At 45.5% G+C, this 25,472-nt stretch carries 22 protein-coding genes and 2 tRNA genes; 8 read left to right on the forward strand and 16 right to left on the reverse strand.

Annotated elements, in window-relative coordinates; all coding sequences use genetic code 11:
* Positions 1-75 precede the first annotated feature (75 nt).
* From MCG46_RS17375 to MCG46_RS17395, 5 genes are all read right to left on the reverse strand, one after another.
* A tRNA-Glu gene (locus tag MCG46_RS17375) sits at positions 76-152 on the reverse strand.
* Positions 153-160: 8 nt separating this feature from the next.
* Positions 161-236, reverse strand: a tRNA-Asn gene (locus MCG46_RS17380).
* Positions 237-383: 147 nt separating this feature from the next.
* The gene (locus MCG46_RS17385; protein ID WP_240281117.1) at positions 384-1,748 is read right to left on the reverse strand and encodes an MATE family efflux transporter; all 1,365 of its coding nucleotides are present in this window, start codon (positions 1,746-1,748) and stop codon (positions 384-386) included.
* Positions 1,749-1,937: 189 nt separating this feature from the next.
* The gene (locus MCG46_RS17390; RefSeq protein WP_240281118.1) at positions 1,938-2,417 is read right to left on the reverse strand and encodes a hypothetical protein; all 480 of its coding nucleotides are present in this window, start codon (positions 2,415-2,417) and stop codon (positions 1,938-1,940) included.
* Positions 2,414-4,423 carry a prolyl oligopeptidase family serine peptidase gene (locus MCG46_RS17395; RefSeq protein WP_240281119.1) on the reverse strand — a complete coding sequence of 670 codons (2,010 nt, stop codon included), beginning with the start codon at positions 4,421-4,423 and terminating at the stop codon, positions 2,414-2,416. The genes MCG46_RS17390 and MCG46_RS17395 overlap by 4 nt, the downstream gene beginning before the upstream one ends.
* A gap of 255 nt (positions 4,424-4,678) precedes the next feature.
* On the opposite strand from MCG46_RS17395, the gene vanW reads away from it, so the two are divergent.
* Genes vanW through alr form a run of 3 tightly spaced genes read left to right on the forward strand, consistent with a single transcriptional unit; the run spans position 4,679 to position 8,366 of the window.
* Entirely contained in the window at positions 4,679-5,512 is an 834-nt protein-coding gene (gene vanW, locus MCG46_RS17400; RefSeq protein WP_240281120.1) for a glycopeptide resistance accessory protein VanW, read from the forward strand.
* Positions 5,509-6,567 (forward strand): D-alanine--D-alanine ligase family protein, encoded by a 1,059-nt coding sequence (locus MCG46_RS17405; RefSeq protein ID WP_240281121.1) that lies wholly within the window; start codon positions 5,509-5,511, stop codon positions 6,565-6,567. Before vanW ends, MCG46_RS17405 begins: the two co-directional genes overlap by 4 nt.
* A complete protein-coding gene (alr, locus tag MCG46_RS17410) occupies positions 6,555-8,366 on the forward strand; it encodes an alanine racemase (protein WP_240281122.1) in 1,812 nt (603 codons plus the stop codon). Before MCG46_RS17405 ends, alr begins: the two co-directional genes overlap by 13 nt.
* 279 nt (positions 8,367-8,645) lie before the next feature.
* Here the strand turns inward: alr and MCG46_RS17415 are convergent, their stop codons facing one another.
* The 3 genes from MCG46_RS17415 to MCG46_RS17425 form a co-directional block, all read right to left on the reverse strand.
* Positions 8,646-9,992, reverse strand: coding sequence for an MATE family efflux transporter (locus MCG46_RS17415; RefSeq protein ID WP_240281123.1), 1,347 nt, complete (start codon positions 9,990-9,992; stop codon positions 8,646-8,648).
* Between the two features lie 218 nt (positions 9,993-10,210).
* Complete coding sequence (locus tag MCG46_RS17420; protein ID WP_240281124.1) at positions 10,211-10,819, reverse strand: sugar O-acetyltransferase; 609 nt, start codon at positions 10,817-10,819, stop codon at positions 10,211-10,213.
* 160 nt (positions 10,820-10,979) lie between these two features.
* Positions 10,980-11,453, reverse strand: a complete 474-nt coding sequence (locus MCG46_RS17425; RefSeq protein WP_240281125.1) for a MarR family winged helix-turn-helix transcriptional regulator — start codon at positions 11,451-11,453, stop codon at positions 10,980-10,982.
* A 256-nt stretch (positions 11,454-11,709) separates the two neighbouring features.
* Between MCG46_RS17425 and MCG46_RS17430 the strand changes: the two genes are divergently transcribed.
* Complete coding sequence (locus MCG46_RS17430; protein ID WP_240281126.1) at positions 11,710-13,917, forward strand: glycoside hydrolase domain-containing protein; 2,208 nt, start codon at positions 11,710-11,712, stop codon at positions 13,915-13,917.
* A 36-nt stretch (positions 13,918-13,953) separates the two neighbouring features.
* Positions 13,954-14,406 (forward strand): hypothetical protein, encoded by a 453-nt coding sequence (locus tag MCG46_RS17435; protein ID WP_240281127.1) that lies wholly within the window; start codon positions 13,954-13,956, stop codon positions 14,404-14,406.
* An 89-nt stretch (positions 14,407-14,495) separates the two neighbouring features.
* Here MCG46_RS17435 and MCG46_RS17440 read toward each other — a convergent pair whose 3' ends face one another.
* Positions 14,496-14,978: a hypothetical protein gene (locus MCG46_RS17440; protein WP_240281128.1), complete on the reverse strand. Its 483-nt coding sequence runs from the start codon at positions 14,976-14,978 to the stop codon at positions 14,496-14,498.
* Positions 14,979-15,581: 603 nt separating this feature from the next.
* Here MCG46_RS17440 and MCG46_RS17445 point away from each other — a divergent pair.
* Both MCG46_RS17445 and MCG46_RS17450 read left to right on the forward strand, forming a co-directional pair.
* Entirely contained in the window at positions 15,582-15,881 is a 300-nt protein-coding gene (locus MCG46_RS17445) for a PTS sugar transporter subunit IIB (RefSeq protein ID WP_240281129.1), read from the forward strand.
* 82 nt (positions 15,882-15,963) lie between these two features.
* Positions 15,964-16,275 (forward strand): PTS lactose/cellobiose transporter subunit IIA, encoded by a 312-nt coding sequence (locus MCG46_RS17450; RefSeq protein ID WP_240281130.1) that lies wholly within the window; start codon positions 15,964-15,966, stop codon positions 16,273-16,275.
* 127 nt (positions 16,276-16,402) lie between these two features.
* Here the strand turns inward: MCG46_RS17450 and MCG46_RS17455 are convergent, their stop codons facing one another.
* The 4 genes from MCG46_RS17455 to MCG46_RS17470 form a co-directional block, all read right to left on the reverse strand.
* Complete coding sequence (locus tag MCG46_RS17455; RefSeq protein ID WP_240281465.1) at positions 16,403-17,296, reverse strand: MurR/RpiR family transcriptional regulator; 894 nt, start codon at positions 17,294-17,296, stop codon at positions 16,403-16,405.
* Positions 17,297-17,449: 153 nt separating this feature from the next.
* Positions 17,450-18,388, reverse strand: coding sequence for an AEC family transporter (locus MCG46_RS17460; protein ID WP_240281131.1), 939 nt, complete (start codon positions 18,386-18,388; stop codon positions 17,450-17,452).
* A 54-nt stretch (positions 18,389-18,442) separates the two neighbouring features.
* The gene (locus MCG46_RS17465) at positions 18,443-19,744 is read right to left on the reverse strand and encodes a PTS sugar transporter subunit IIC (RefSeq protein ID WP_240281132.1); all 1,302 of its coding nucleotides are present in this window, start codon (positions 19,742-19,744) and stop codon (positions 18,443-18,445) included.
* A gap of 23 nt (positions 19,745-19,767) precedes the next feature.
* Entirely contained in the window at positions 19,768-21,177 is a 1,410-nt protein-coding gene (locus MCG46_RS17470; protein WP_240281133.1) for a glycoside hydrolase family 1 protein, read from the reverse strand.
* 453 nt (positions 21,178-21,630) lie between these two features.
* Between MCG46_RS17470 and MCG46_RS17475 the strand changes: the two genes are divergently transcribed.
* Entirely contained in the window at positions 21,631-22,368 is a 738-nt protein-coding gene (locus MCG46_RS17475) for a hypothetical protein (RefSeq protein ID WP_240281134.1), read from the forward strand.
* A 450-nt stretch (positions 22,369-22,818) separates the two neighbouring features.
* Here the strand turns inward: MCG46_RS17475 and MCG46_RS17480 are convergent, their stop codons facing one another.
* From MCG46_RS17480 to MCG46_RS17490, 3 genes are read right to left on the reverse strand one after another with little or no spacing between them, the layout of a single operon-like run.
* Positions 22,819-23,733 (reverse strand): sensor histidine kinase, encoded by a 915-nt coding sequence (locus MCG46_RS17480; protein WP_240281135.1) that lies wholly within the window; start codon positions 23,731-23,733, stop codon positions 22,819-22,821.
* An 11-nt stretch (positions 23,734-23,744) separates the two neighbouring features.
* On the reverse strand, positions 23,745-24,551 hold the full coding sequence (locus tag MCG46_RS17485) for an ABC transporter permease subunit (protein WP_240281136.1): 807 nt from the start codon (positions 24,549-24,551) through the stop codon (positions 23,745-23,747).
* Positions 24,545-25,465, reverse strand: a complete 921-nt coding sequence (locus MCG46_RS17490) for an ATP-binding cassette domain-containing protein (protein ID WP_240281137.1) — start codon at positions 25,463-25,465, stop codon at positions 24,545-24,547. Before MCG46_RS17490 ends, MCG46_RS17485 begins: the two co-directional genes overlap by 7 nt.
* Positions 25,466-25,472: the final 7 nt, after the last annotated feature.

Raw genomic sequence — 25,472 nt, forward strand, 5'->3', positions numbered from 1 at the left:
GTATAAAGTTCATTCATTTCAGTGAATTGCAAAAGCCACAAAACAAAAAAGCCCTTGCGGACTTTTCATTTTTAATGGTGACTCGTACGAGATTCGAACTCGTGAATGACGCCGTGAAAGGGCGCTGTGTTAAGCCACTTCACCAACGAGCCAAAAAAAATGGCGCCTAAAACAGGGCTCGAACCTGTGACCTAACGGTTAACAGCCGTTTGCTCTACCGACTGAGCTATTTAGGCGTTTGCTTAATTATAATATCATAAGCGCTAAGAGCATGCAAGCACTTTTTTTCAAATTTTCGCTTTTTTTCATTCCCAGTTTTTAACAGTTTTGTTTACTCCCTTAAAATAGAAAAGCCTGCCCGTGAAGGCAAGCTTTCCTCTGTTTCAGAATTGCGTCAGGTTGACGACCCATTTCTCTTTCCGCACTAGAGAATAGGCGATCACCAATTTGAGGATATCCGTCATCTGACCGATCACATAAAGCACCAGAATATTGACGCCCGTGAAATAGGTGAAGCAGCAGACCAGCGGAATGTTGACCGTCCACATATATCCCGAATCCATGAATAAGGTGGATCGAGTATCACCGCCTGCCCGCAGAATGAAATAGCACTGTGTGTTGCCCATGTAGATCCAGAACATGACTGACATGATCCGCAGGACGTTGACCGCGACCTGCTTCGCGGTTGGTGAAACTTGATAGAAGTGCGGAACCACAAAGGAGGAACCAAACATCAGCACGGCAAACAACAGCGACAAGATCACGCTGAAGCCCAGCAGCTGATACCCATGATCGCGAGCTTCATCAAGTTTATCCGCCCCCAGCGGCTGCGACACCATCACTGTCGTTGCGGCCGCCATGCCGCCAAAGAGGACGAAGAAAATATCGCCGATCGTGTTGGCAATCGAATATCCCGACATGACCTCTGGTCCGCGGGTAGCATAGAACTTAAACAAGGTCGCCATTCCCAAAGACCACATGACTTCATTCAACGCCAGCGGAGCCGCTTTGATCAAAATACTGCGAACCAGCTGACCGGAAACATGAAACATCTGCGACAACTTCGATTTGAAAGCAAACGGCAGCTTTGCTAAAACCAGCAACAGTACAGCCGCTTCCAACAGACGCGCGATCAGCGTGGCAATCGCCGCGCCCTCAACGCCTAACCGTGGAAATCCGAAATTACCAAAGATCAGGCAATAGTTTAAAAAGGTATTGATTAAGACTGCGCCGGCACTGATGACCAGCGGAATCTTAGTTTCCCCCACCGCCCGCATTGCACTGGAGATGCCAAGCGACAACGCCATAGGCAAAAACGTAAACGCCGCGATCCGCATATAAGCCCCGCCCAGCTGAATGATCGCCGGATCACTGGTAAAGAAGCGGACGATTCCCTCCGGCACAAGAAAGCCCAGCAGAAAGAACGGGATCATGATCGCATAAGCACTCAGGATGGAAAACCGAAATGATTGTTTCATTCGTTCCTGATCCTGAGCGCCAAAAAACTGAGCGATAAAAATGGCCGCCGCCGCTAAAACTCCGTTAGTTCCATAGGTCGCTATAATATAGAAACGATTGACTGCCGCAACGCCTCCCAACGCGGCGTCGCCCAGCTGTCCTACCATCAGATTATCGACAAGATTGACTGAGCTGGTAATCAGCTGCTGCATCATCAACGGTACAGCGACAGCCAGCGCCAGCTTGTAAAACTGCCGAGTACCGATAAATTTTGATAATTTTTTTCTCATTCCCCGATCCTCCCTCTTTTAAATCAATGGTATCAGTTTATCACACTTTCTCAAGAAGTTCATCCTTCCTTCTGCAGACCCATAGAAAAAACGCAGCGGATTCGGCTGAATCTGTGAAAGCTGCGCTTTTTACAGGGTTCGATACGTTTATTTTATCTGAAGACTTTCATGTTTTATGGTCGTCAAAGATCAGCGTTCCGTTTCCAGATCCTTGAGGAACTGATCGCAGGCTGAGTCAAAGCTGTAATAAACGGGAATGGCATTCGCTTTTAAACCGCCGATCACAAACGCGTTGTAGCCGATCGGACAGTCTAAGCCTGCCGCCTGATTCCGGCCGATCCGGCTGTCGGAATAAACCGGGTATAAATGGATCGGTTTGCCGCTCAGTTTTTTCTCCAACAGAATCCCCAGTGCCATATGACTGCCGGTATCTTCATTAGCCAGATCGAAAAACACATGCGTTGCTTCGCACTGATAATGATAATCCGCCTGGAAAATAGCTTCTGGGGTAGAAGCGCCGCCTTCATTAAGCGGCAGATCAATCGGACTGATCAGCTGATATGCAAGGCCGCGGGCGGTCAGTTCACGGCGCAGCCGTTCTCCTTCCAAACGCCGCTGGCGCTGATCAGCCTCGGTAAACAAGGGGCCGACGAGATAGACCGTGATCATTGTGAAACCTCACCCAAGGCCCAGTCGATGTAGCTCTGCATTTCCGCAATGGTTTTCAGATGGGCTTCGCCCTTGCCGCGGTCATGACTGCCCAGCGCCAGAACCCGCAGCAGTACCGGATGTTCGCTCTGGTTGTTCTCCTGCAGCTTCGCCGCCATTTTCTTGCCATGATACGGCGGAACGTTATTATCGCACTCGCCGGTCTGAATGTAGATTGCCGGATAAGCAATCGGCTGGATGTTGTGATAAGGCGAATACGAAAGCATGAGTGGGAACAGGTTCGGATCCATTGGATCGCCGTATTCCGTGATATACATCGGACCGCGGTCATCGTTGCGGAAACGGATCATATCGGTATGCGGCACCGAGGCGATGACGCAGCCCCACAGATCCGGACGCATCGTCACTAATGCGCACATCAGTAAGCCGCCGTTTGAGCCGCCGCAGATCGCGGTTTTGGCCGGGCAAGTCCAGCCTTCCTGCTGGATCCGCTCAGCTGTGACAATGAAATCCGTAAAACAGTTTTTCTTGTTCGCCAGACTTCCGCCTTCATGCCAGCGCGTGCCGTATTCACTGCCCCCGCGCAGGTTGATGCTCACATAAATCCGGTCCTGGCTGACCCAGTCCACAATGTCCAGATCGACAAACGGATTATTATAGGAAGGCAGAATCGCGTTGTTATAACCGCCGTACCCATACATCAAGGTCGGCGTTTCGCCGGTTTTTTGCAGCCCCTTCGGCATGACGACAAACGCTGGAATGCGCTCACCGTCGGCAGCTTCGGTGAAAATCTGTTGGACTTCAATCGCATCGGTGCTCTGCGGATTCGGCTGATACAGCACTTCCAGCTGATCGCCGGTCAGCTTCAGCAGCATCGGCGAATGGACAAATGATTCAAATTCCAGAATCAGGGATTCCGTTTTCCGGATAGCACGGGCATTCTGCATCGCCAGCGTGCAGGCGCCCCATGGACTTGGCAGCGGCAGATCGCAACAGAAGGCTCCCGTCTTATCGACAATGCGGACTAAGGAAGCGGCATCGTTGAGGTAAAACAGCACCAGCTGTTCGCCATGGCGAACGGCATCTTCCAGCTTCATTGAGCATTCCGCGACAAATGTCCGACCTTCCGCCAGCGTCTGCCCTTGCTTCACGGCGATCAAACGTCCCATCGGAGCTTCGGACTGAGTTAAGAAAATCAGCTCGTCCCCCAGAGTATCGACATAGGTAAACGCTCCTTTTAAATCCTGGCTGACCGAAACAAATTCGCCGTCATCCTGCTGCACAAAGATGACCGTATCGGCATAGTTTTCCATCACTTCCGCAATCACGGTTTCCCCATCCGCAGAGCTGGCCAAACGCACCAGCACGGCGTTTTCATGATAATCAAAACACGTCTGGATTTCATCCTTGTCACAGTCATAGCAGCGGACATGATTGACATTCAGGCCTTTTTCCGGATCGGCATCCGCGTCGGAATACAAAATCCGCCGGCCTGTTTTATCCCATAACGAATAGAAAATTCCGTCCAGTTTGCGGATCAGTTTGTTCGCTTTCTGATCCACGACCAGCACGCACGGACGTCCGGCGCCGTCTTCCAGTCCGGTATAATAAATCAGATTGGAATCCGCAAATGATGAATTCGCTGTAAACACGGTGATCGTGTCGGGAATCAGGCTGAGATCAACCTCCCGGATTTCCTTGAAATTTTGATCCAGAACGACCAATGTCCGTGTTCCATCCTTGTTGGCACGGGTTGCCCAATAGCCTTCTTCGGTTTCTGTCAGCGCCGAATAGCTGGCATAAAACGGGCGGGCCTGCAGCTGTTCTTTTTTCTCAGCATAGCCGGGCAGAGCCGCGAAAAATTGATCGGTCAGGGCATTTTCTTCAGCCACCCAGTTCAGCACTTCCGGATCCTTCGGCTGTTCCAAACCGATATACTCATCCTTCATCGTGATGCCGAAACGTGTTTCAGACCAGTTTGATTTTTTCCATTGCGGATAATTCATGAATCTTCCTCCTTCAAATTCGATTGTCTTCATTGTACCACAACAAGGAGCGAAATAGGACGATCATCCCCACGCTGGCAGAATGTCATCGTTTCTTAAGAAACGTGTCATAGACCTTCACAAAGCGTCATCAGGAAGTAAAGAACTTAAGATTTTTTCCTTTTATACTGAAAGTGACAAACAAGTCACCCAAAACCCCATAGAAGAGTCATTTTACAGTGCCATAATAAGGGAAACTTCAAGGAGAGTGAAAGTATGAGCCGACGTCGTGTAACCGAATTTCTGCCCTTTCTGCTGCCGCTGCGCAGAAAGCAGAAGATTTGGTGTTTTTATCAGAAAATGAAGCATGATGGGCATCGTTATGCCCGTCATCAGGCCGAGAACCGGCTGCCGTATCTTCAATATGAATGTACTCAGGGTTTAATCAACCCTGACAGCGGGTACGATATCCAATATCAATACAACAAAGCGCACAACCTGAAAGTCGTATCGCGGCGGATGCAGCAGCTGATCATTGAACCGGGGGAAGTGTTTTCCTTCTGGCAGCTGGCCCGCGGTGCGGATCATGATGATCCCTATCTACCAGGTTTAGGCCTGCATGACGGCAAGATCGTGCCGGTGCATGGCGGAGGCCTGTGCTTTATGAGCGAGCTGCTGTACTGGATGGTTCTGCATACGCCGCTGACGGTGATTGAAAAACATCCGCACCTCGTCATTTCCCTGCCTGCCAATCCCAATGCTGAAATGCCGGCGGGGATTGATGCGACGATTCAGGAGGGGTGGAGCGATCTGAAATTCCGCAACGATACAGACATGCCGTTTCAGCTGATTCTGGATTTTGAGGAAGCTTCCGTTCACGCTCAATTTTTGTGCGGACAGCCGCCGCAGTATCGCTATGAAGTTTCAGGTTCAGAGCTGGTCTACTCGCGCAAAAAGGGAAAGATCTTCCGCACCCAGCAGATCAGCCGCACGCTTTATGATGCTGAAAGCGGCGAGGTTGTCCGGCAGGAAGCGTGCTACACCAGCCGCAGCCGGATCGATTATCCGCTGAGTCCGGACACGGAAATCATCGAGGAGGATGAAGGATGACAAAGAAAATAAAAGTCGCAGTCTTATTCGGCGGCTGCAGTGATGAATACAGCGTTTCTCTGCATTCGGCGGCCGGCGTCCTGCGGGCTCTGGATCCGCAGCGCTATGAAATGATTCAGATTGGAATTGATCGGCAGGGAGACTGGTTTTTAACTTCGGCTTCCCCCGCAGAAATTGAAGCGGATCAATGGCATCAGCCTGAAAACCAGCGTCTGCAGCTGACTTTGACGCGCAGCCGCTTTGAGTTAAAAACAGCATCGAACCAACCGATTGACGTCGATGTCTTTTTCCCGGTGCTGCACGGCCGCAACGGTGAAGACGGCAGCCTGCAGGGTATGTTTGAGCTCTTTCACATTCCGTTTGTCGGCTGCGGCCTGGACGCTTCTTTGCTTGGCATGGACAAAGCGCTCAGCCACCAGTTAGCTCAGCAGCACGGGATCGAAGTCAGTCCGTTTCAGGTCTTCAACAGCGCGGAATTGGATCAGAAACGGAGTCAGATTCAGCGTCTGAAGCTGCCCTGCTTCGTCAAGCCGGCGCGCGGCGGATCGTCGATCGGCATCACCAAAATTACCACCTGGGAAGAACTGGACAGCGCCTGTGCCGCAGCCGCAAAGCATGACTCACGGATTTTGATCGAGGAAGCCGTCGTGGGCGAAGAAATCGGCTGTTCCGTGCTGGAAACGGAAGAGGGGCTGGTTTTAGGAGCTGTCGACCGCATTCATCTCAACAGTGACTTCTTTGATTATGAAGAAAAATACGTCGATACGCATGCCGAGGTCGAATGTCCCGCGCCGCTGCCGGATTTTATCTCGGAACAAATGCGCCGCATGGCGCTCAGGCTCTGGGAGATTCACCATTGCCACGGTTTAGTGCGGGTCGATTGTTTCCTCACCGGTGATCAGCGCATTGTCTTCAACGAGATCAACACGCTGCCAGGCATGACGGCGACCAGCCGCTATCCGCGGATGATGGCACAGGCAGGGATCACCTTTGAAATGATTTTGGACACGCTCATCGGCGAGGCTTTGCGGAGGTCTGCGAAATGGACTGCGTAAGGTTGGTTAACCGTGAACATCGGCTTCCGCACGAGGAGTCGCTGTGGACTAAAGAGTTGGTTTGGATCGATCATCAGACTCAGCTGCAGCCGGTCTGTGCCCGCGCGTTAAACGCCTGGATCAGTGCCTGCGGCGGCGAGCAGGAAGTGACCTTCGTCAGCGGCTGGCGCAGTTATGCCCAACAGCACACAATCATGAAGGAAACAGAAGCTGAACGGGGCTGGTATTATGCCCATCAGTTTGTCGCCGAAGTCCGCGCCAGCGAGCACCATACGGGATTGGCCATTGATCTGGGGATCGCCGGAAAGGATCAGGATCTGATCTGTCCGGACTTCTCTGGTCCGCTGGCTGAGAAGATGCACGCCTGCGCTGCCCGATTTGGCTTTATCCTGCGTTATCCCAAGCATAAAACAAAAATAACCGGCATCAGCGAGGAACCGTGGCACTATCGTTATGTCGGACCTCTGCATGCGCAGATCATGAACGAAAGGGACTGGGTACTGGAGGAATACGCCGAATTCCTTCGGACTTGTTCCCCTTCGCATCCTTATTCTTATTTTGACGGAAAGCAGCACTGGGCCTTGTGGACGCAGTCTATTTCATCGACCGTCAATGACGAAGCCGCCGGTTCGCTGCTGGATGAAACGACGCGGCTGGTCGTTCAGGCACTGGATCCCGCCCCTGTGGCCATCGGCAAGGATCGAGCCTGGGTAGAACTTGACAGCGCCGCTTTGCGGCATAACCTCATCACGCTGGAAAAAGCTATGACAGACAAACAGAAAATCATGGCCGTGCTGAAAGCCAACGCGTATGGTCATGGTCTGGCACCTATCGCTCAGTTTCTAAGCCGCCAGGGTGTAAACCATTTCGCAGTAGCGACAATGGAGGAAGCTAAGGTGATCCGCGATCTCAATCCGGATGCTGAAATTCTGATCCTGGGGTATGTTCCCGCCTGCCGCGCGAAGGAAGTATCCGAGCTGAAACTGTCGCTGACTTTGACCAGCTACCAGCAGGCCTGCCAGCTCAGTCAAACGGGCTATCCGATCACAGCTCATCTGCCGGTCGATACCGGCATGCATCGTTTGGGCGAAGCTGCGCAGGATCTGGATGCTCTGGCACGGTATTATCAGCTGCCCAATATCAAAATTACCGGGACGTATTCCCATCTGTATGAGGCTGACAACCTCAGCCCTGCGGCTCAAGTTCACACTCAAGCACAGATCGAGCGGTTCTTTGCCGCTGTCGACGGCCTGAAACACCGGGGTATTGATCCGGGGAGCGTCCATCTGCAGGGCAGCTACGGCTTCCTCAATTATCCTGAACTGCGCTGCGATCTGGTTCGCTGCGGCATCGCCTTGTTTGGCTGCATTGCCGATCATCGCTCCCAAACCAAGCTGGACTTACGGCCGGTGGCTTCTGTCCACACCCGCATCGCGGCGCTGCGTTCCTTGAAAAAAGGGGAAGGCGCAGGATACAATCATGTCTGGTCTGCCCCTCAGGATACCACGGCAGCAATTCTTTCCATCGGTTACTCCGACGGGCTGCTTCGCAGTTCATCCTTTCAGGGCGTTGAAGTCCTGATTCACGGTCAGCGCTGTCCGCTGGTCGGGGCGATGTGCATGGATCAGTGCTTCGTCGATATCGGTTCGCTGCCCGCAGTGATCGGCGAGGAAGTCATCGTGATCGGAACGCAGGGAACCCAGTCGATTTCAGCGTTGGAAATTGCGGACAGAACTGGAACGATTGTCCCGGAAACCTTGAGTTTACTGCGCGGTCGGATGCCGCGGATCTTCATTTAAGTTGGCATTCACCCATTTCCAGTTCACCGCTCACCCCTGCGTCCCAGCCTCAGCCCTGATAAACAGAAGCTTGATTTTAATGTAGAAAGGCGAAAAGGCACGGAAGCCAATTCTGGAAGAAAGTGACATCATAAAAAAACGTTGATCTGCCTCGGATCTGAATCCTCAGACTTGTAAGGCGGTCAGCGTTTTTTGTTTATCGGGTTAATTAGTTTATTCTTGGTCAGAAATGGTTTCCTGTCTGATCCCTCGGTAAAACATCCGCTGCGGATAAAGTGTTCAGTCTGCCAGCACATCAATCTGCCGCAGCTTTACTCTGCGGTAAGCGCCAATGCTAAAAAGCATGCACAGCCCTTCGGAGATGACAAAAGCTAGCCACAGCACATTCAGCCCGCCCCATCGAGAAAGCAGCCAGGCCAGCGGCAGCACCAGGATCAGCTGGCGGCCCAGAGAAACCCACAGAGAAAGCATTCCGTCATCCAGCGCCTGAAAAATCGAACAGAGCACAATCGAAACCCCGGCAAAAACAAAGGAGAGGGAAATTGTTTTTAATGCCGGAATGCCGATCGCCAGCATTTCTTCGGAAGCATTAAACATGCCTAACAGCCATTTCGGCGCCAGCTGAAACAGCACCGTTCCCAAGGCCATGATCAGGACCGCAGCGATCAAAGAATATCGGGCAGCCTGATTGATCCGCTGTTTTTTCTGCGCCCCAAAATTATAGCCCACAATCGCGATCAGTGCGCTGTTCATGCCCAGGACCGGCATGAAGATAAACTGCTGCAGCTTGGCATAAACGCTGTAAACCGAAATCGCCAGCTCTGAATAAGGCAGCAGAATCATGTTCATCCCCAGCGTCATCACCGAGGCAACCGACTGCATGATGATCGCCGGAAAACCCACCGAATAAATCTGACGGCAGATATCCCAGGAAAACGAAAATCCTTTCACTCCCAGATGAATAAACGGAATCTGTTTATGAATAATCCACGCGCCCAGAACCATTGCCAGGATCTGTCCGCTTACCGTCGCGATCGCTGCCCCCAGAATTCCCATTGCAGGAAAGCCGAAGAAGCCGAAGATTAAGATCGGATCGAGAATGATGTTGACCAGGGCTCCGATTCCCTGCATGACCATGTTGTAAACCGCATTTCCCGTTGCCTGCATAATTCTTTCCATGACGATCTGCACAAACACGCCGAAGCAGAATACCGTTACGATTCCAATATACAAGGCCGCTTGGGAAGCGATGTCGGCAGATGTCGTAAACAGATTCGCAAAGGCTCTGGCCGCACTCAGACCAAAGACCGCAAACACCGCCGCACTGATCAAGGCTAACAGAATCCCATGCTGCGCCGCTTTATTGACTTCCTCCATTCTGCCCTCTCCCAAACGCCGGGAAAGCAGGGAATTGACCCCGACCGCTGTGCCCACGGAAACTGCGATGATCAGCATCTGGATCGGAAAGGCCAGCGACACGGCCGCCAGCGCTTCTTGGGAATAGCGTGCAACAAACATACTGTCGACAATGTTGTAGCAAGCCTGGATCAACATTGAAAGCATGATCGGCAGCGACATCGTCGCCAACAGTTTCTTCATCGGCATCGTCCCCATTTTATTTTCCATTCCTAAGTCCTCCTTCAAAATAAAAAACCACTCTGTGTTTTTTAGAGTGGTTTTGCCTCACTGATTTTTTGATTCCTTTTTCTTCAAGATGACGCTACAATCCGCGCTTCATCCTGATCCTGAGTTAGTTTACGCTTTTGCCGCCGGCTTGTCAAGGAAAAACCCAAGTTCTTCCCTATCCCAGCTCTGTTTCCTTGGGTACGGTTGTATTTGATCCCTCAGCGCGACTGCCATTCCTGTTGGCGCGCAAGCCAGAACTTTCGGTCTTCATCACTGATCCTGCGCAGCACCCGGCATGGATTGCCGGCTGCGATGACGCCGTCAGGCAGATCATGGGTCACGACCGATCCGGCTCCGATCACCACATTATTGCCAATCGTAACTCCCGGATTCACAATGACATTGCCGCCGATCCAGACAGAATTGCCGATCGTGATCGGCTTGCCGTATTCCAGTCCGGTATCCCGCACTTCACTGCTGAGCGGATGGGCTGCGGTATACAGACAAACCCGCGGTCCCAGCATGACATGATTGCCGATGGTAATCGAGCAGACATCCAGAAACAGACAGTCATAATTAGCGAAGAAATGATCGCCGATTTCGATCTGGCTGCCGTAATCGCAACGAAAGGGCGGCATAATTACCCCATCTTCGCCAAAACTCCCCAAGAGCTCCTGGATCAGCGCTTCCCGCTCCTCAGCCTGGTCTTCCCCTGTTGCATTGTAGCGCTGCGTTAAACGCAGAGCACGCCGATGCGCCGCCACAAGTTCAGGATCCTGAGCGGTATATAACATCCCCGCCAGCATTTTTTCTTGTTCACTCATCATCCTCTGATCTCTCTTTCTTTTCACTTCCGGTAAGCTTATTGTAACGAAATCCATAGTGCAAAAAAAGCACCAAGATTATCTTATTTCCCACAGTTTTCCAGCCTTCTTGTTTTGCAGAAGCATGCCTGCATATTGGCGCAGAAAGAAGGAAGAAATCAATTTAGAAACGGGTGTCGGAGAAATCATCGCCGTCTTTGAGCATGACATGCGATTCCGCGTTGATCTTCTGCATGGCCAGAATCAGCCGCTGCATAAACGGTTCCCGCTCCTCATCCGCAAAGGCCTCGGCCATCAACGCAGCAAAATGCATGATGATCGCATCCGCTTCCCGGCAAACCTTCCGGCCATAAGCGGTCGTCTTTAAATGCAGACTGCGGCGGTCCTTCTGTTCGATCTCCCGTTCCACAAAATCATTGTTCACAAAATAGGTGACAATCTTTGTGACATTGGATTTTGACATGCGAAAAACTTCCGCCAATTCACCTGGTTTTACACCTTCATGTTTCCGTATATATTCAAGAACCTTTAAATAATGAGGATTAATCCAGTTTGCGATCTGTTGATCAATCGACTGCGTATAAGTTGTGCATAACGCTGAAAGCAGCACATAAAATTGTCTGTCTTTGGCTTCCATTCACTGACCCCTTTCTTTTTTCTCATTGTACCGCACATCGGAAAAAAGGAAAATCCCAATCCTACCAAATCTGTATGAATTTCCTTATTCCTATCCGCTGAATTTTACTTTTATCACTTCAATTTAAAACAGCAAAGCTTAGCTTGTAAGGGAAGCTTCATAAATTAAACTGCGGAGAGAAGTGATTTATTGATATAATGAAATTAGTTAAAAATGATACTTGCTGTTCGCAGGAAATTCAGAAGAAAGGAAATCCATGAAAAAACGTTTGTCCAAGACCATGAAATATTTCTTCCTCATCGCTTTGCTTTTTGGATTGCTTCCTCCATCCCCGATTCAAGCAGAGGGAATGCCGGCAGCGTTCCGTCCGCGGATTCAGGAAAAAGCGAATGCGGAACAAGCCATAACAATGGGAGCTTATTTTGACAATCCATATCAGCACACCTTGCAGTCTGATTATGAAGAGGCGCGGCGCACAAGCCAGGATCGATGGACGGATACCGTCTGGCAAAATGATGTGCTGGATGCGAAAATTACTGTCTGGGCGGGGGAGGAATCGCTTGATCAGCTGGAAATCCAAGCCGGTGATTTTGTCAATGGAACTCATCGCATCGCGGCAGAAAATGCGGATATTCGCTGGCTGCATGAAACGATGGCCAACATTGGCAGCGCAGATCCTGAAGCTCCGGTTATCGCTTATCCCGATGTCATTCATCAGGGTGGTGTCACACAGCTTGATGCAGGACAGCTGAAATCCGCCTGGATCACACTGACGATTCCCAAAGATGCGTTTCCAGGAACCTATACCGGCACCTTTCAAATCCGTGCGGCGGGAAGCAAAACCATCACGCTGACGTTGACCTTTGAGGTCCTTGATCTGACTGCCCCGGACAGCTGGAATGGTGAAACGCAGATTGAGCTTTGGCAGCATCCTTATACCACAGCCCGATATTATCAAACAACGCCTTTCAGCGATGAACATAAAAATGATCTGCTTGCGCAGCTGCAGGAATACGCGCAGATGGGCGGCCGGGGTGTGATCGCCACCATCGTTGAAGAAGCCTGGAATCATCAGTCCTACGATAGTGATCCGTCGATGATTCGCTGGACACGTACTGCCGAGGGTGTGTACAGCTTTGATTATACCGATTTTGACCAGTGGATCGAGCTGGCAATTCAGGCCGGCGTGCTGGATCCAGCAGCCAACCGCGGACAGATCAAAGCTTACAGTATCGCACCCTGGGGCAATATCGTAACGATGTATGATGAACTGAGTGATACGGATCTGCGTTTAACGTTGGTTCCGGGCAGCGAAGAATGGACGGCAGCCTGGACGGCATTTCTGGAAGATTTCATGCGGCACACAATTGAAAAGGGCTGGTTTGATATCACCTACATTTCCATGGATGAGCGCGAGATGGAGGTGCTGCAGCCCTGCGTGGATTTAATTGAAAGGTTGCGCAGCGACACCGGAAAAAGTTTTAAAATTTCATCGGCGATGAATTATTCCAGCGGTGATGATTATTCGTTCCTGGATCGAATTGACGATGTTTCCGTCAGCCTGATTCACGTTCAGGATAAGTCAAAAGCCATGCAGAAGCTTGCGCAGCATCGCCGTGAGCTGGGTTTATTGACGACAATTTACACCTGTACCGGTCAATATCCCAGTGCCTATACGATTTCAGATATGGCGGATACCGCCTGGACAATGTGGTATTCAATGAAGCAGGGCGTCGATGGATTTCTGCGCTGGTCCTGGGATGGCTGGGTGGAGGATCCGCTGACCGATGTTTCGTATCGAACCTTTGAGCCGGGGGATCCATGGCTGATCTACCCTGCTGAGCGGGATACTGCGGGCGAAGTTTTCTACGAATCACCGCGCTACAAAATGTTGAAGCAGGGAATTCGCGATATCAACAAAGCCAAGTGGCTCCAGAGCCTATCCAGTGAAACCAGCACCGCCATCACTCAGCTGGTCCAGTCGCTCAAGCGTCCAAAGATGAAGATCAATCAATATGGCAGTGCGACATATGCCCGTGCCTCTGACCGACAACTTGTCCAAAATGAAGTTCGGCGCATGCGAAACGGCCTTGATGAAATCGCACGAGCCTATATTCAATCGCGCAGGATCCCGATCACCGGGGTTGAAAAACCAATGCAAAGCCTGTCACTGCGCAGCGGGAAAAGCCGGCAGATCCGGATCGAGCCGATTCCCTACAACGCCAATCCGCTCACCTGGATCTATAGCAGCAGTGATGAAACACTGGTTTCTGTCGATGAAGCCGGCGTCATCACCGCCATTCAAACTGGCATGGCAGTCATCACAGCCTATGCAGAAGAAAATCCGCAAGTTCAGGCTGTGATTGAAGTCACCGTTCTCGATCCGGCAAAGGCTCCCGGCAAAAAAGCCGAACGGTCGGTAAATACACAGCAGGAAGTCTGGAACAAGCGGAAATCGGACTAAATAATGGAATGCTTTTTAAATGGGGAGGGAGTAAAAATGAAGAAATTCTATTCTATCGGCTTGGGTCTTATTCTCATATTCGCTTTAACTGCATGTACAAAGCGAACTAATATTCATCTTAATCTAGTCAATTCACAGGATGTTAAAAATTATCTTGTCGGACAAAAACAAATCGATGATAAGAAATACAATCATTATACAATTTTGAACGGTCACTTCAATTTCTATATTGTTGAACCTTTGCCCGATGATGTTACGTTTACGCTAGAGGAAGATCCTACTCATATGACCTATGCTTCACTTTCCTTCGATGCCTCTGGTGATCATCCTGAACGAAAACGTGGAACTTTTGCGGTTTACTTTATTATAAAAGAAGACGCTGATTTGGAAGATATCGAGCGCATGGAACTTCTCACCGTTCAAAATGGTTACGCTTGTTATCGCTTTGGTGAGGAAATAGAAGATGAACAGTTCATTCGCTGGAAATAAACCAGCGGAGTTATTCAATTTAATAAAAGATCGCTTTTGTGATATACCCTTATCGCAAAAGCGGTTTTCTTTTTTCCGTCATAGTTTTATTATTTTCTCGAAGGTTCTATATTAAGCCGATCAATTCTAACCCTTAAGTCATCAGCATCCATGAGTAAAACACATTCCACAAAATAACTTGTGATTCCTTGATCGGTAACAAAATCAGTAACTACATAATACAGTTTATCCTTTTTATTATACGTTACATAGCTGACACCCAATGCAAGATTTCCTTCCTCTATTTCAAAGTCAGGATTCTTGATCAGATAAATTTCTCCCTGGTCTTCCCATCTCGTAAAATCTTCCGGCATGTAGAGCTTAAATAAAACATGATGCGTTTTGTCTATTCTAATTCGATGGTTAATTTGAAGCAAGTTTCCAACTTCGTTATTTTCGGATTCGAGATGAATTTTCTCCGCAGAAAACTCATTTTCATTTTTCTCCAATGTGCTCAAATAGTTTGTGCCCAGGTAAAACATAAGAGCCGCAAAAGCCAAAATCCCTGCAACAATCAAAACACATCTTTTCACTGAAGATCACCCCTATTCAATGAGTTATAAAGCCCGAGCTATTCAACAGCTCATGTTCGTGTCACGAGTAAAATGACGATTAAAGCTACGTAGCTTCATCGATTAAAAACGGATATCGTTAAACTATATTAACGTTAACGCATTACTTCATATCTATACCTCAGCACTCTTCTTACCCTCAAATTACAGAATATTTTAAATCTTGTCAACACTTATATTTTCAAAGACAGAATTCCAAGTTTTTAAATATTGAGTCCTGTAAGTTTAGCGATAAGCAACTTTAGAATACTGGACGTTCTATTATTGGGATAAACTTTCCAGCAAAAGGATATTTTGATAAACAGCCACCGTTTTAAATACAATTAAACTTTTTATTCAAAGGTATATTGTAGGAACGGAAAGACCGTGGTTAAAATGGATCCCGCTTCAATCAACTATTGCGAATAAAAGGCATTCTGATTTGATTTTTGAAAACGATTACCTGCTTTTGTTCCAGCAATCCTTTTATTCTGAACTTCCCTGCCAGAATTGTTCTTTACCCTTCCTTATTGCAAAGATATTCTTTACAATAGAGTTATAAATGAACTAAGGAGTGATTACATCATGAGAAAAATTGCATTGTTTTGTGCAGGCGGATTCAGTACAAGTATTTTAGTCAACAAAATGAAAGCGGCAGCTCAAGAAGAAGGTTATGCGTGCGAAATTGATGCCTATTCCGTATCAGAAGTGGCTTCCCGTGCCAAAGACGCCGATATCGTACTGCTTGGCCCGCAAATCCGGTTTAATCAGGAAAGCATAAAAAAACAGGTCAGCTGTCCGGTTGCCGTGATTGATATGCGAGCTTACGGTACCGTTAACGGTAAAGCAGTTTTGGATCAGGTTAAAAAAGTATTAAACGACTAGAGTTCAGAAATTTATGTCTTTCCATTTGTGGCAGAGCTCATTGGAGGATTGACTTAACAACATTAAAAAAGAGAGGTTTATTATGCAGGGATTAGAGTTAATCAGTTTTCAAATCATCAGCGCTGTGGGAACCGCCCGTTCCTGCTATATCGAAGCCATTCATTTGGCAAAAAACGGAAAGTTTGACGAAGCTGAGGCCTTGATGAAAGAAGGGCAGACTGTTTTTATTGAAGGTCATCATGCCCATGCGGAATTAATCCAAAAAGAAGCATCCGGTGAAAAATCTGAATTTGCTTTACTCTTAATGCACGCAGAGGATCAGCTGATGAGTGCTGAAGCTTTTGGAATTCTGGCTCAGGAATTTATTGATGTCTACCGAAAAATAAACGAATGACAGTTTCTGTCAAAGACTTTGAAGTTTTATTTCATCAGTTAACAAAATAAGAAAAAGGATATTTCTCTGAATCATTGAATTTTCACAGGAATATCCTTTTATCTGCATGAATCCGTGCGGAAGGCGATCATTTGACTTTGTGAATAATTTCCTCCTCTTGAAGGTTATTCATTCGTTTCCGACGTTCAAAAACCAGTTCCGAATGTTCCATCACGGATTTTATATTTTTATTATAGTGCATCGAAAATAAAAAAGAATAGATGAGATCCAAGATATAATACTTCGTTACCCGTGAGGCGCACGCTGCAAATTTCGAATGAGTTTCCATGTTGTCAAAACTGATCGAAACCGCCGCTCTTTTTGAAAGCATATTTTTCTGATTTCCATGAATCATAATAATTGGAATATTCTCCCGGTGCAGTTCATTAAAAGCCTCACCGATCTGCTTGCTATCTCCATACTGCGTCAGGATAACCGCGCACTTCTTAATCTGATCATCGCAGGGAAAGACAGCATCAAACCCAATAATGGACTCACAGCTGCTGCGTTTGCCAATCCGCACCAAATCAGCCTGCAGGCAGCGCAGCGGAAGCAAGCTCTCTCCTCGACCGTACATTAAAACCAAATCACTCTGATCGATGAGCTGGGCTGCTTTCCAGACTTGATCGAAATCCAACGTATTATAAATATCGGTCAGCGCTTGATACTGCAGATTCAGGATTTCACGGGCAATTTCCTCGCGGGTGGATCCCGGCGAAATCGGGATATCCGGATCAAGACGACTTTGCGTGAGGATAAAAGTATTCAGTTCGCTGGCAATCTTGATTTTAAACTCGGAAAAGCCTTTCATCCCTACTTTTTTACAGATTCTTACGATCGAGGAATTGGAAGAAAAGGTTTGACCTGCTAATTCATCAATGGTCATTTCTGTAACCCGCCGCGGATTTTCCAGAATGAATTCAACGACTTCATTTTCCGCCTTTGTGAATAGCTCGCTGTGTTTCAACTGTTCTATGATCATCACCTTTCCCACCCCCTATGCAGGAATTCTGATCGACTTTATTGTACTAGAATTCTGATCGAAAGCAAAGAACTTCCATAAGAATGCAGCATTCCATTTATCCCGCGCTTTTTACAAGTTGAGCCTGAAATCCTTTCTTTTTAAAAACAACGGCTATATCAGATTGAAAGTTCCCAATCCCGTGATAAACATAAATAAAGTGCCTAAGACCAAAAGCGTCGTCACTAACACAGCTTGGGCTGCGAATTCACCGTCTAATCCCATTTGCTGAGCCATGGGATAAGAAGCGACGGCAACAGGCCCGCCAAACAGTACCAGCATGCTGATCAGTTCCACACCGCGGAATGAAAGCAAAACCGCTCCCGCCAAGCCCAGCGCAGGAATCAGAATCAAACGCAGAAACGTCAAACCTGTTAACAGAAAACGATTTTCAGCCAGAGTATGAAACTGGAAGGTTCCGCCAAGCACAAACAACGCCAGCGGGGTCGTCATCTTGGTAATGGAAGCCAGCACAGCCGAACCTAAAGAAGGCATGGAAAACCCGCAGGATACTCCTATCAGACCCAGAACGGCACCAATAATCATGGGATTTTTTATCAGTGCTTCCAACGTACTTTTTAAATTAATCTTCTTACCCGAATAAATTTGAAGTATTAAGACTGCCGCTACATTCAAAAACGGCACAAGCAACGCCACCATGACAGAGGTTATCCCAACATTTTCCCGGCCGTAAATACTTTCCACTATCGGAAGTCCTAAAATAACGAAATTGCTTCGAAACAGCGCCTGAACAAAAACCCCTTTTTTCGCTTTGCTCATGGATGAGCGGTGCAGAACCAAGATCCCCATGCCGATAATCAAACACAGAAAAACCATGCAGTAGCCAATTAATAACGGATTCGCAATACTGGACGAATCAATCTGAATAATACTTTCAAATAAAGATAACGGCAGGCAACACCGGAACACAACTTTGTTAAAATCGTTCAGAGAGGTTTCGCTTACAATTCCTTTCTTTCGCGCTGCAAAACCCAGGATCATCACTGCTGTGATGGGTATGATGGCATTCACCGCCACAGTAAAACTGTTCATTGAATTCTCCCCCTTTAAGAAAGGCTGACCCTCAAGATCAGCCTGATTTATTCACTAAGCTTCTTCACCCTGCTTATTCAGCAGTTTGACAAAAGGGATGTAAATGACAACGGAAACAACAATACAGAGAATCTGAGTAATTACAGCTCCGATACTGCCCGCCGTAGTCAAATAAGCGTTGAGAATCGGTGGGACTGTAAACGGTACAGTGATGAATGCCGCTCCGGCAAAGCCAATGGCGGTAGCTACATAACCAATGGCCGCGGTGACCATCGGCGCCAGGATGAACGGAATTGCTAATAACGGATTCAGTACAATCGGCATTCCGAAAATCATTGGTTCATTGATTCCAAAAATCATTGGAATGGTTGATAATTTTGCCATTGAACGATTATCCTCTCGCTTGGAGAAAAGGTAGATCGCAATCACTAATCCGATCGTATTGCCGCATCCGCCAATGGTCACATAGGTGTTCCAGAAAGTATAGGTGAAGATATTCGGCATCGGCAGTCCTGCTTCGTATGCCGCCAGATTCGCCGCAATGGCCGCCATGCCAATAGTATTGCGGACAACGCCGATCATCTGCGATCCATGAATACCGATCATCCAGAATAACTGACAGACTAACGCAAGGACGATGACTCCAGCTGGATGCTGCATAATGCTTTCCATTGGCGCCTGCAATGTTTTTGTAATCATGTCCGGAATATAATAACCTGTACCCTTGACAAACAAGAAACCGATTACACCAAAGATCAGCGCTGTGATCATTGCTGGAAACAAAACTTCGAAGGAACGTGAAACTCCGGCAGGAACACTGTCCGGCATTTTGATCTGCAGTTTTCCGCTTTTGATCAAAGCACTGAATAATTCTGCGGATGCAATCCCGACAATGATCGCCATGAACATTCCCTGCGAATTCGTGTAACCGGCAGAAACAACATTGGAAAGGGTAATCAACTCTTCCCCGGCGGATGTCTGCACCGAAGTTGGCAATAATGTTACATAACAGGCTAAAGCTACAAATCCGCTTAAAACAGGGGCTGTCCCACGAATTTCCGCCATTTTGTGCCCGATTCGATAAACCAGATAAATGGCCAGAAAACTCATCGTTGCATAGTTAATCGTACTGAAAATGGATGTAAACTGTTCCAGGAAGCCAAACCCGGCAAATTGTGCCAGACCGTTTTTTGGGCTGCAGATTACATTGCTGATCAAGGTGGCAAAGGATCCGATAATGATGATCGGCATTAAATCTGTAAAAGCATCCTTAATCGCGATCAGATAGGTCATCTGCTGTAGTTTTCCGCCATATTTCTCTAAAATCTGCATAAAGCGGTCGAAGAATTTTTTCATTTTACTTTACTCCCTCCTGCGGGCTAATCTAAATCTTCCCCATTGGACTTAATAACTTTGGCATACCAGTCATAGCTGTCCTTTTTCATCCGTTTTAATGTTCCATGACCTTCATTGTCTTTGTCAACATAAATAAAACCATAACGTTTCTTCATTTCACCGGTACCGGCGGAAATAATATCAATTGGACCCCAATATGTGTAGCCCATCAGTTCTACGCCATCTTTTATGGCTTCTTTCATTGCCCGGATATGCTCCCTTGTATAATTGATGCGATATTCATCGTGAATCTTTCCATCTTCCGCAATTTCATCAATTTGTCCCAGACCGTTTTCCACGACAAACAACGGTTTCTGATAACGGTCATAAAGTTCATTGAGCGTATATCGGAATCCAAGCGGATCAATTTGCCATCCCCATGGCGTACTTTGCAGATAAGGATTAGGTGTTCCTTGATCCCCGCCTGTATGTCCGCAGAAGGGTTCCCCATACACATGCGTCGTTGAACGATAATAGCTGAAAGCCAGATAATCGCACGGGTACTGCGCAATAATTTCAAGGTCTCCTTCTTCCATCTGAACGTTAACGTTTTTCTGATCCCAAATCCGGTAAATGTATTTCGGATACTTTCCACGCATCATGACATCCGAGAAAAATAAGGAAGATCGGCGCAATTCTAGAGTTTCAAAAACATCCTGAGGGTTACATGTATTAGGGTAAACGTTGCTCAGAGAGAACATTCCGCCGATCTTAGCCCCTGGCATCATCTCATGTCCTAATTTCACAGCCAGAGCGCTGGCAACAAACATGTGATGACTTGCCTGATATATCGCCTGATCAAGATTTTCTTCCGGTTTAACAAAGACCGCTCCGGCATTTCTAGGTGTCCGCCGCATGTTGTTGATTTCGTTAAACGTCATCCAATACTTAACTTTTTTACCATAACGTTCAAATACAACCCGGCAAAATCTCAGAAAATAATCAATCAGCTTACGATTGGTCCAGCCCCCGTATTCCATCGCCAAATGCATCGGCGTTTCATAATGAGACAGGGTGATTACAGGTTCCATTCCTCGTTTCAGCATCTCATCAAACAGATCATCGTAGAATTGCAAACCTTTTTCATTGGGTTCTGTTTCATCCCCGTTTGGGAAAATTCGCGACCAGGCAATGGATGTACGAAATGCATTAAAATGCATGCCTTCCATTAAAGCAAGATCTTCTTTGTAGTGATGATAGAAATCTATCGCTTCATGGCTTGGATAATAGGTATTCTCCTGCAAGGGATAATCAAACCTGCCCCGGAACCCATCCGGAAATCCATCGGCAATACTCAATCCTTTCCCATCTTCCAGGTATGCACCTTCGGCTTGATTGGCCGCAATTGCACCACCCCATAAAAAATCTTTTGGAAACTTTTCTTCGCTGTACACAAGTCATCCTCCTTACGATGGCTCTATCATATTGAACTTTTTAACAAAGCTCAATCTTTTGGCAGAGTTCTGAACCTGATTGCCGATGTATGTCGCAAATTCAATCTAAATTTGAAAAAAAAGTTCAGATTGAGTGATTGATTATCTTCACTTCGCTTTTCATTTTATCCATTCGGAGCAAATATTTAAAGGTCAATCGAATTGTTCAGTATCTAGGCAAAGAATGAAAGTGTGCTCGAATCCTTTATTCTGTTCAACACAAAAAAAGCCGCTGTTCAGCGTCCTGTTTATATTTATCATGTCTTTAAGCTATTATGGAATTACCATACGGTATACAGCTCAGTAATTCCACCTTTACAAATGGTGTGTAAAGAGAAGAACCGATAATTTTTCTTTGATATTTGTTTGCTTTTTGAAATTCCTTTTATACTATTATATATGAGGTGGCTCAAAATGAAATTATTAAAATTGTTCGTTGTTCTTATTACCCTAAGCGCTTGTACGACTCAATCAGAACAAGCTGTATATTCTGTTCCCTTAGATAAATACAGTAATCAATGGATTAGTGATGAGTATACAATAGACAAATGTCAATTTGACTCTAGCAATATCATCGGTGCTTGGATCGAAAAAGACGGAGTATCTTCAGAAATGTACACTCAATATTTTCTTGATAATGGAATATGGGTCATGTATGGAAAAAATTTGTTAAGTGAAGCAAACTCATATTTCTATCCTTACCGGCTAGGAAACTATTTTTTCAGTAACTGTGAGTTAATAAAGGTTAAACAGCGATCCCTTTATTATGCTGAGCCAGTTTATATTACATCATTTTCTAGTATCAACAAACTATCGGATACTGAACTTGTTATTAATGAAACAGTAAAGTATACTCGAATCATCCCTACTATTAATGATAAACTTAACGGTCAATGGACAATCCCCGAAAAAAATTTAGAGTTTGTTATTGATATGAACGAAAACGAATTAATCATTCAAGGAGAAAATTATGATATTATCTCCATTCAACAATTATCTGATGATGTAATTTATATTAAATCCTCATTATTTAGCGAAGTCGGTTTATACCGGTTTGAGTTTTATCAAGATTGGCTTTATCTCTATCCACTTTATCGCGATAATCCTGATGAAGGATTCATTAAACTATCAAGAAGTGACTTAAAAGACTAAGTTACAATCTTTTAGTGAGCATAGGCCATTTTGTGAATCATAAGTTGATTATTTTCATATTACTAAATATTATACACAATTCTTAAGTCGTCCTAGAGGTTCTATACAAGTTCTATCTAATTTATCAGTTTCCTAAAACAAAAAGGATATCGCTTAAAGCTTTACATAGACTTTGAGCGATATCTTAATAGTAATATATCATTTCTTTGAGAAATTATTAGGATTACTGAATTTTAAAATATTCCTAATATATAACTTGCTTAAGTTGAAATTAAATGTATTTATTAAAGAGATATAATTATTTTGAAGATAAAGTTCATGTTGATTAGAACGTGAGTTTTTAGAGCTTAGTGGAGTTAATATGTAAAATCAGAAAATAAATTGACTGTTGCATTGTGGCCTGCTAATTTATTTTTCTTTGAAATTAATGAATTGGTTCCCGAGATGAACTCAACTATTATTTGGCGTTCGAATGCTTGATAGATTAACGATAATTTCAAATGATTCTTTTGTTATGTTGACACGCGGTTCTTCGCAGCCTAATTGTGCCAATAATTTCTTAACAATATATAATCCCTGGCCTGAATTACCATTCCCTCTGGAAATATCTCCTGAATAAAACCGATCAAATATTTTTGTCGAATCCAGGCAAAAGTCTTCCTTTATCGAATTTTGAATACTGACTTTCAATTCACGATCATTTGTAATTAAACGGATACTTAGTTTCCCGGTTGTTGAGCGAATCGCATTAATAATAAGATTTTGAAAAATACGCGTCAGCGCCGTTTTATCGGAATCCAAGAAAATGTCTTCCTCTGCCAACTGAATTTCCGGAATAATTTTTCTGTTTTCAAACAGAGAATGATTATCCAATATAACCTCAGTCACCAGTTTATTGAGTTCAATCATTTCCTTTTTATAAGAAATTTCATTATCATCCAACAATGAAATTTGATAAAAATCGTTGATTAACTGTTCTAAACGTATCGCTTTTCCAACCAAAGCTTCCATATACTGCGCTCGCTTTTCATCCGAAGCATTTTGCATCAATTCTAAATAACCTCTAATAGAAGTTAATGGAGTCCGCAAGTCATGCGTTAAACATGTTATATTCTCTTTCTGTTTTTCCTCTTTTATCTGTGCCTGCCCCATACTTATTCTTTCACTTTCAGCAAGCTCATTAATCATGACTGTCATCTTTTCCAGATCTTTATCCATCAACGTTAGCGTTATAAACTTTTGCGTTTTCTCATTCAGAATTTCCTGCAGCTGAATATTTATTTTACGAATCTGTTTTTTCCAGCAAACTAACTTGAAAATAAAAATCATCAAAAAAAGAAGTGTTAAAATAAATATCCAGAACATTGATTTTTCCTCTATTTAATTTCTTTCCGATTGACAAGAATACAACCGATTATAAGCAGTAATGTGCTGCTTAATAAATACCAAGGCAAATAATCTATAATTCTTGTAATGTTAGATGAGCAAATATTCATCCAGTAAAACATCGGGTTTGCGTACACATAAGTTCTCAATAGCGGAAATAGAGTTTCCATGCTTGCCCAAGACATCAGATAAACGCATGCGCCGCTGAATATATAAATACAGCTGACACCTGTTACAACGCTGATATTCGAGATTAAACCGCATAAGAAGATGACAAGGCAGTTCATCGCCAACAAAACCAAGCCGTTAATCACAGTCCATTGTAGAAGCTGCATGAATTCTGCCAGACTCATCAAATATCCTGACTGCATTGTTTCTAAGATGAAAAAGCCCAGGATGAATGCAAAATACATAAATATCGAAACAACGAGGATGATCATCGCTTTTGAAAAATAAATAATCCGGCGGTCAATTCCATAAGCAACAGACAATTTTATCGTTCCCACTTCATATTCTTTGTTAAAAAAAGTAGCCGTAAACAGAACATTGACTAGCCAGAAAAAAGCAGTATATCCAAGACACGACTGAGCAACAGTTTCAAAAGTAGGTTCTGCGGCAGATAAATAACTTTTAGCTTGGAAGCCAATATCCAAAAGCATCCCTTCACCTGATCCCATGATCGTCATTTCACCAAAAATCATGGATAAAAACAAAATAAACGCACTACCTAAAATAAAACCGATCCATGATTTTGAATGCACCAGCCGGTACAATTCCGCTTTTAAATAATTTAACATGATTTTTCTCCCGCTATGATTTTCATATAGTAGCTCTCTAAATCTTCGCCTTTGCACGTTAACTGATATAAGGTGATATCATTTCTTCCCAGCATCGCGGAAATTTGTTCAGGCGCATCAAGATAATCATATAAACAGATGGAATTGTCAGGCAAAACTCTATAATTATGGGTATGCAGCTCTAATTCTAATAAAGAAGCCACTTTCGACACATCGCTCACTTTCAGGTACAGATGCTTCTGACATTGTTTTTCTAATTCCTTCGCATCAATTTCCTGCATTAATTCTCCATGACTCAAAATACCATACTTCGTTGCCAGTTGATTCAGCTCTGACAAAATATGACTTGAAATCAAGATCGTTATTCCCATTTCTTTATTCAAACTTTTTAATAAATTTCTAAGTTCTAAAATACCGACCGGATCTAATCCATTAATCGGTTCATCCAAAACCAGAAATTCAGGGGTTCCTAACAAGGCAATGGCCAACGCAAGCCGCTGCCGCATTCCTAAAGAAAAATTCTTTACTTTTTTCTTTCCGACATGATCTAAATGAACTAAAGCGAGAACGTGGTCAAGATTCTCTTTACCAGGAATTCCCCGCTGCAATCGCTGAACTTCTAAATTTTCAATCGCCGTCATCTCGGAATACAAAGACGGACCTTCTATAATACATCCCATTCGGGAACGCTGTCCTGCAATGGACTTTCCTTGGTGTCCAAACAGAAATAACTCTCCGGTCGAAGGATTTGCCAGTCCGGTTAATAAGCGGATTAAGGTTGTTTTCCCCGCTCCATTCTCACCGATCAATCCGTAAATGTCACCGCGCTTCACCGTCATATTAATCCGATCCAGTACATTGACATGTTTATATCTTTTTACAATGTCTTTCGTTTGAAAAATGATTTCATTCATCCTATCA

The organism is Holdemania massiliensis (assembly GCF_022440805.1).
GTDB classification, from domain to species: domain Bacteria; phylum Bacillota_I; class Bacilli_A; order Erysipelotrichales; family Erysipelotrichaceae; genus Holdemania; species Holdemania massiliensis_A.

Excerpts from the sequence above, each read along its gene's own strand:
- MCG46_RS17385 (WP_240281117.1), bottom strand. The coding sequence starts at position 1,748 with ATGAGAAAAAAATTATCAAAATTTATCGGTACTCGGCAGTTTTACAAG.
- MCG46_RS17390 (WP_240281118.1), bottom strand. The coding sequence starts at position 2,417 with ATGATCACGGTCTATCTCGTCGGCCCCTTGTTTACCGAGGCTGATCAG.
- MCG46_RS17395 (WP_240281119.1), bottom strand. The coding sequence starts at position 4,423 with ATGAATTATCCGCAATGGAAAAAATCAAACTGGTCTGAAACACGTTTC.
- vanW (WP_240281120.1), top strand. The coding sequence starts at position 4,679 with ATGAGCCGACGTCGTGTAACCGAATTTCTGCCCTTTCTGCTGCCGCTG.
- MCG46_RS17405 (WP_240281121.1), top strand. The coding sequence starts at position 5,509 with ATGACAAAGAAAATAAAAGTCGCAGTCTTATTCGGCGGCTGCAGTGAT.
- alr (WP_240281122.1), top strand. The coding sequence starts at position 6,555 with ATGGACTGCGTAAGGTTGGTTAACCGTGAACATCGGCTTCCGCACGAG.
- MCG46_RS17415 (WP_240281123.1), bottom strand. The coding sequence starts at position 9,992 with ATGGAAAATAAAATGGGGACGATGCCGATGAAGAAACTGTTGGCGACG.
- MCG46_RS17420 (WP_240281124.1), bottom strand. The coding sequence starts at position 10,819 with ATGATGAGTGAACAAGAAAAAATGCTGGCGGGGATGTTATATACCGCT.
- MCG46_RS17425 (WP_240281125.1), bottom strand. The coding sequence starts at position 11,453 with ATGGAAGCCAAAGACAGACAATTTTATGTGCTGCTTTCAGCGTTATGC.
- MCG46_RS17430 (WP_240281126.1), top strand. The coding sequence starts at position 11,710 with ATGAAAAAACGTTTGTCCAAGACCATGAAATATTTCTTCCTCATCGCT.
- MCG46_RS17435 (WP_240281127.1), top strand. The coding sequence starts at position 13,954 with ATGAAGAAATTCTATTCTATCGGCTTGGGTCTTATTCTCATATTCGCT.
- MCG46_RS17445 (WP_240281129.1), top strand. The coding sequence starts at position 15,582 with ATGAGAAAAATTGCATTGTTTTGTGCAGGCGGATTCAGTACAAGTATT.
- MCG46_RS17450 (WP_240281130.1), top strand. The coding sequence starts at position 15,964 with ATGCAGGGATTAGAGTTAATCAGTTTTCAAATCATCAGCGCTGTGGGA.
- MCG46_RS17455 (WP_240281465.1), bottom strand. The coding sequence starts at position 17,296 with ATGATCATAGAACAGTTGAAACACAGCGAGCTATTCACAAAGGCGGAA.
- MCG46_RS17460 (WP_240281131.1), bottom strand. The coding sequence starts at position 18,388 with ATGAACAGTTTTACTGTGGCGGTGAATGCCATCATACCCATCACAGCA.
- MCG46_RS17465 (WP_240281132.1), bottom strand. The coding sequence starts at position 19,744 with ATGAAAAAATTCTTCGACCGCTTTATGCAGATTTTAGAGAAATATGGC.
- MCG46_RS17475 (WP_240281134.1), top strand. The coding sequence starts at position 21,631 with ATGAAATTATTAAAATTGTTCGTTGTTCTTATTACCCTAAGCGCTTGT.
- MCG46_RS17480 (WP_240281135.1), bottom strand. The coding sequence starts at position 23,733 with ATGTTCTGGATATTTATTTTAACACTTCTTTTTTTGATGATTTTTATT.
- MCG46_RS17485 (WP_240281136.1), bottom strand. The coding sequence starts at position 24,551 with ATGTTAAATTATTTAAAAGCGGAATTGTACCGGCTGGTGCATTCAAAA.
- MCG46_RS17490 (WP_240281137.1), bottom strand. The coding sequence starts at position 25,465 with ATGAATGAAATCATTTTTCAAACGAAAGACATTGTAAAAAGATATAAA.